This window comes from Tardiphaga sp., from assembly GCF_028290785.1.
Lineage (GTDB): Bacteria > Pseudomonadota > Alphaproteobacteria > Rhizobiales > Xanthobacteraceae > Tardiphaga.
Window position 1 is genome coordinate 1 of the sequence record NZ_JAQGJD010000147.1, and the last position, 5,874, is coordinate 5,874.

Below are 5,874 nucleotides of genomic sequence, written 5' to 3' on the forward strand. Positions count from 1 at the left end.
GACCCGGCGCCACAGCCACATCGTCGCGCTGTTCGGCGTCCGCCACGTGGTGCTGGCGGTCAACAAGATGGACCTGATCGGCTTCGACGAAGAGCGCTTCACCGAGATCGCCACCGAATATCGAATGTTTGCCGCGCAGCTCGGGATTCCCGACGTGCAATGCATTCCGGTGGCGGCGCGCGACGGCGACAACGTGTTCGCCGCCGGCACGCGGATACCGTGGTACCACGGCCCGACCATCATGCAGCACCTCGAGACCGTGGACGTCAGCGGCGATACCGAGAGCCGCGCGTTCCGAATGCCGGTGCAATGGGTCAACCGCCCGAACGCCGAGTTCCGCGGCTTTTGCGGGCGCATCGCCAGCGGCGCCATCCGCCGCGGCGACAAGGTGCTGGCGCAGCCCTCGGACCGCCACAGCCACGTGGCGCGGATTTTTACCGCGGCGGGAGAGCGCGAAGTTGCGGTCGCCGGGCAATCGGTAACGCTGGTGCTCGCCGAGGAGATCGATATCAGCCGCGGCGACGTGCTGACGGCGGGCGCGCGGGCTTCTGTCTCCGACCGGATATCTGCGCATCTGGTCTGGTTCGACGACGATGCGCTGGTGCCCGGCCGGCGCTATCTCATGAAGAACGGCAGCGCCAGCACCGGCGCGGTGATCCAGACGCTGCAGCACCGCATCGATATCGATACCATGGCGCAACAGGGCGCCACCACGCTGGCCGCCAACGAGATCGGATATGTCCACCTCAGCCTCGACCGGCCGCTGGTGTGCGAGAGCTACCGCGACGACCGCGAACTCGGCAGCTTCATCCTGATCGATCCGCTCAGCCATCGCACCGCCGCGGCGGGGATCATCGATGTCCCGCTGCGTCGCACCGCCGATGTGCCCTGGCAGAAACTGGACATCGACAAGACGCTGCGGGCTCGGCTGCGGCAACAGCGGCCTTGCGTGCTGTGGCTGACCGGCCTGAGCGGCGCCGGCAAATCGACCATCGCCAACCTGGTGGAGAAGCGGCTCAGCGCGCTGGGGCGCCACACCTATCTGCTCGACGGCGACAACTTGCGCCACGGCATCAACCGCGACCTCGGCTTCGACGCCGCGGCGCGGACCGAGAACGTCCGGCGGGTCGGCGAAATTGCCAAACTGTTCGTCGATGCCGGGATGATCGTGCTGGTGTCGCTGATCTCGCCGTTCCGACACGACCGCGAGACGGCGCGCGGCCTGCTGGCCGAAGGCGAGTTCATCGAGATCGAAGTCGCGACACCGCTGGCGGAATGCGAGCGCCGCGACCCGAAGGGGCTGTACCGCCGCGCCCGGGCCGGCGAGATCGCCGACTTCACCGGCATCGATTCGCCATATGAGTCACCGCCGGCGCCGGAGATATCGCTCGATACATCGGCGATGTCGGCGGAAGCGGCTTGCGAGCACGTTGTGCGCTATCTGCAGCAACGCCGGTACGTTTAGTCCTCGCAGTTTGAACTGTGTCCCGGACGCGGCGCAGCGTGAAACGCTGCTCCGCAGAGCCGGGATCCCGGTTTCTATCTCGAAAAAACCGGGGCCCCGGATCTGCGGCGCACCACGCCGCCCTAACGATGCTTCGCATCGTCAGGAGCGACGCGGTGTACCGCGTCCGGGGAACGATTGCAGCGAACTTAATCCGACCCTATCGCCGGTCGCACCAGCCGCTACGATGGCCGCCGGTGTAGCTGCGGGCGAAGCCGCCGGTGAGCAGCGCGGTGGATAGGTTCGGCGTCCGCCTGGTCGCGACATCGGCGACGACGCGGCCGGGATATTTGTCCGGCCCGATATTGTAGATCGTCACCGCGCCTTCACCGAGCAGCTTGGTCAGCGCCTCGCCCGCCACCTCGGCCAGTCGCACCTCCTCCGCACATTGTCCCTTCAGTTCCGGCGCATCGATGCCGCGCAGCCGGATCCGCGTGTTGAGGTCGAGGCCGGGCCACAGATGAACCCGTGCGGCAAAGGTATCGCCGTCGATGCCGTGCAGCACATCGACGGGATGGCGGACGCTCGGATTGCCGGCGCGCTTCCAGATCGTTTCGGCGTCGCGCGCCGCCGGCGTGTCATCGACGGCCGGCGCCGGCCGGTTCACCCAGCGCTTCACCGGCAGCATCGCGCCGGCGGCCATGCCGAGCACGAACACCCACGGCAGCGCCGCGGAGAAACGCCTCCGCCACGGCGAGGATGCATGGATGCGCGATGACGGATACATATTCCGCACGATCCAGCGAGTCGGCGCGGTCCGCAACAGCAATTTTCGGCTAGGATGGCGCGACTCAGAAATCCGACGCGATGCCCTTGCGTTCCCAGTCGCCGAATCGGGTCGGCTCCGGACCTTCCGGGCCCTGAAACTCTTTCGCGGCGGCGGCGGTATTGGCGGCAGCGGCCGCACGGCGCGCTTCGGCTTCGGCCAGAGCGCGTTGCGCCGCGGGCGGCAGGATTTTCCTGGGCTCGGATTCCGGCGCGGGCGTTGTAGTCTCGGAAGGAATGTCGTTCATCTCTTTTTCCTGCTGAACCCAAACCGGGCAGCGCGCGTTATCAAAGTCCAGCTCAGCTTTCGACTGTGAGCATATAAAGGCAATTCTTACATTTGGCATATTCGCGTGCGACTGAATCTTTCCCCGAACGATGGCGCATGCTGAGGCTGGCCGCGCCGTCGCCTGTCCTCTGTCGTGATGTTCTCCCATGTCGCAAGTAAGATACGCACCACCCACCGAGGTGCCCGGCCTGGCCGCGCGACGAATCGCTGCGGACATCCTCGACGGCGTGCTGCACAAGCGCCGAACCCTCGACGACCAGTTGGAAGGCGCCGCCGCGCATCCTGGACTGAAGACGCTGTCCGACCGCGACCGCGCGCTGATGCGCCGGCTGGTGGCGACCATCCTGCGCCGCATGGGCACGCTCGGCCATGTGCTGTCGCGGCTGCTCGACCGCGGCATTCCCACCGACGCGCCGCGCGCGCAAAGCGCGCTGATGATCGGCGCCGCACAGATTCTGTGGATGGACGTACCGGATCACGCCGCCGTCGATCTGTCGGTTCGGATGGTACAGTCCGACCGACGCGCCGCGAAATATGCCGGCCTCGTCAACGCCGTGCTGCGCCGCTGCGCCCGCGAAGGCCAGCCGCTGATCGACGAGATCGCCGCGCAAACCCTCGATATCCCGCCATGGCTGATGGCGCGCTGGACCGCGAATTACGGCGAGGCGACCGCCAGGGAGATCGCGGTGGCGCTGAGCCACGAGCCGTCGCTCGATCTGACCGTGAAGTCCGACGCCGCGGCCTGGGCGACCCGGCTGCATGGCGAGGTGCTGCCGACCGGTTCCGTGCGCACCCTGCTGCAGGGCTCCGTCACCATGCTGCCGGGCTTCGGCGACGGCCAATGGTGGGTGCAGGATGCCGCGGCGGCCTTGCCGGTGCGGCTGTTCGGCGATCTCGTGGGCAAGCGCGTGGTGGATCTCTGCGCCGCTCCCGGCGGCAAGACCGCGCAATTGATCCAGGCCGGCGCGGAAGTCACCGCGGTGGACCGCTCGCAGAACCGCATCGCGCGGCTGCGGGAAAATCTCGCCCGGCTGTCGCTGCAAGCCGAGACGGTCATCGCCGATGGCACCGAATACCCCGGCGAAGGTTTCGATGCGGTGTTGCTCGATGCGCCCTGCGCTTCCACCGGTACCATTCGACGGCATCCCGACGTGGCGTGGCTGAAGCAGGAATCCGACATCATCCTGCTGACAACGCTGCAGCGGCGACTGCTGCAGAAGGCGACGACCATGCTGAAGCCGGGTGGAACCCTGGTGTACTGCACCTGTTCGCTGGAACCTGAGGAGGGCGAACACGCGGTGGCTGCGCTGCTGGCCGGCGATTCCGGCATGAAACGCGCGCCGGTCGATGCGAGCGAGGTCGCCGGTCTCACGGAGATCATCAACAGCGACGGCGATCTGCGCACCCTGCCCTGCCACCTGCCGCACGCCGACCCCCGGCTTGGCGGGCTCGACGGCTTCTATGCCGCGCGGCTGGTTAAATCCCGATAGTCACAGGTTAATTCCCGGATTTCAGCGGCTTCCCCCGGAAGCTGCTCTATAGTGTGCGCCAATCGCGTTTCCGGATAAAAGGATTCGCAACAAAGATTCACCTCAGTCCAAGGCGCGCGTGGTCGCTCATCGCAGACGTATTTCGAGGCTGATCCTCGGCCGCTTCGCGCGGACGGCGATGTCGCGCGCGTCCGGCGGCTCGGTGGCGCTGTCGCGCCTGTGGCCGGGCCGCACCGACCGGTTGATCATCGCGCCGCATGATCTGCGTACCGCTGATGCTACCCGCGCTGCCGAAATCTATGCCGGGCGATTCGTGTTCGCCGGCAAGATCGTCACCTGCCACGGCCGTTCGATCTTCGACCTGGAACCGCCGTCGGAAGACTGGGAAGTAGCCCTGCTCGGCTTTGGCTGGCTGCGCCATTTGCGCGCCGCCGATACCGCCATCACCCGCGCCAATGCGCGCTCGCTCGTTGACGACTGGATTTCCAACCCGTCGCGCAAGCGCCCGGTGGGCCGCCGCGCCGATGTCGCTGCGCGCCGCGTCATCTCGCTGCTGTCGCAAGCACCGCTGGTACTCGGCGATACCGACGGAAAATTCTACCGACGTTATTTGCGCGCGCTGACCCGCGAGATTCGCGGCCTGCGCTACACGATGGCCAACGTGCCCGATGGCGTGCCGCGGCTGCAGGTGCTGATCGCGCTGTGCTACGCCTCGCTGTGCCTGGCCAACCAGGCCCGCCACATCCGCACCGCCACGCGAAAACTGTCCGACGAGTTGCAGCGGCAGATCCTGCCCGACGGCGGGCATATCTCGCGCAATCCCGGCGCGCTCATCGAACTGCTGATCGACCTGCTGCCGCTGCGCCAGACCTTCGCCGCGCGAAACATCGCGCCGCCGCCGGCACTGCTGAACGCCATCGACCGCATGATGCCGATGCTGCGTTTCTTTCGCCACGGCGACGGCTCGTTCGCGCTGTTCAACGGCATGAGCAGCGCGCCGTCGCATCTCTTGGCAACGCTGCTGGCCTATGACGACACCCACGGCACGCCGATGGTGAACATGCCGCATACCGGCTTCCAACGCCTCGACGCCGGCGCCATGACGGTGATCATCGACACCGGCCCGCCGCCGCCGCCGAATGTCAGCCAGGACGCCCATGCCGGCACGCTGTCGTTCGAGCTGTCTTCAGGACCGAGCCGCATCGTGATCAATTGCGGCATGCCGTCGACCGGCCGCGACAACTGGCGCGCCTTTGCCCGCGGCACGCCGGCGCACTCCACCGTGACTTATCACAGCACCTCCTCGTGCCGGTTCGTCGAACGCAGCGCGATGAAGAAGTTCCTGCAGGGCGCGCCGATCGTCAGCGGGCCGGCGGTGGTCGAGAGCTACCGCGAGATCAGCGAAAACGGCGTTATGCTGACGACCTCCCATGACGGCTACCAGAACCGCTTCGGCGTGGTGCATCGCCGGGTGCTGATGGTGGCGGAGGACGGCACCCGGCTCGATGGCGAGGACACCCTGGCGCCCGCGCCCGGCGCGCGGATCAAGGGCGCCAATACCGACTACGCGCTGCGCTTCCACTTGCACCCCTCCGTGAAGGCGAGCCGGCTCAGCGACGCCCGCGGCGTCATGCTGGTGCTGCCGAACCGCGACGTCTGGACCTTCGAGGCGCTCGACGACAAGGTCGAGCTGGAAGATAGCGTGTTCCTGGCCGGCAATGACGGCCCGCGCCGCACCGCCCAGATCGTGATCCACCAGAACTCGCAGCAGACCTCGACCGTGCGCTGGAGCTTTACCCGCTCGACCGCGTCGGCATCCGCCACCT

Annotated in this window: 5 protein-coding genes; 3 read left to right on the plus strand and 2 right to left on the minus strand. The window is 67.1% G+C overall.

Annotated features, from left to right (window positions below; translation table 11 throughout):
• Positions 1 to 1,465: adenylyl-sulfate kinase (gene cysC / locus JWR89_RS08835; protein WP_299714465.1), on the plus strand; the 1,465-nt coding region annotated here is incomplete at its 5' end.
• 199 nt (positions 1,466 to 1,664) lie between these two features.
• Here the strand turns inward: cysC and JWR89_RS08840 are convergent.
• Both JWR89_RS08840 and JWR89_RS08845 read right to left on the minus strand, forming a co-directional pair.
• A complete protein-coding gene (locus JWR89_RS08840) occupies positions 1,665 to 2,231 on the minus strand; it encodes a thermonuclease family protein (RefSeq protein WP_299714468.1) in 567 nt (188 codons plus the stop codon).
• 64 nt (positions 2,232 to 2,295) lie between these two features.
• Positions 2,296 to 2,517 carry a DUF1674 domain-containing protein gene (locus tag JWR89_RS08845; protein ID WP_299714471.1) on the minus strand — a complete coding sequence of 74 codons (222 nt, stop codon included), beginning with the start codon at positions 2,515 to 2,517 and terminating at the stop codon, positions 2,296 to 2,298.
• 187 nt (positions 2,518 to 2,704) lie between these two features.
• Here JWR89_RS08845 and JWR89_RS08850 point away from each other — a divergent pair, with 187 nt between their 5' ends.
• Complete coding sequence (locus tag JWR89_RS08850; RefSeq protein ID WP_299714475.1) at positions 2,705 to 4,048, plus strand: transcription antitermination factor NusB; 1,344 nt, start codon at positions 2,705 to 2,707, stop codon at positions 4,046 to 4,048.
• A 178-nt stretch (positions 4,049 to 4,226) separates the two neighbouring features.
• Positions 4,227 to 5,874, plus strand: a 1,648-nt coding sequence (locus JWR89_RS08855; protein WP_299714487.1) for a heparinase II/III family protein, incomplete at its 3' end; no start/stop codon positions are given.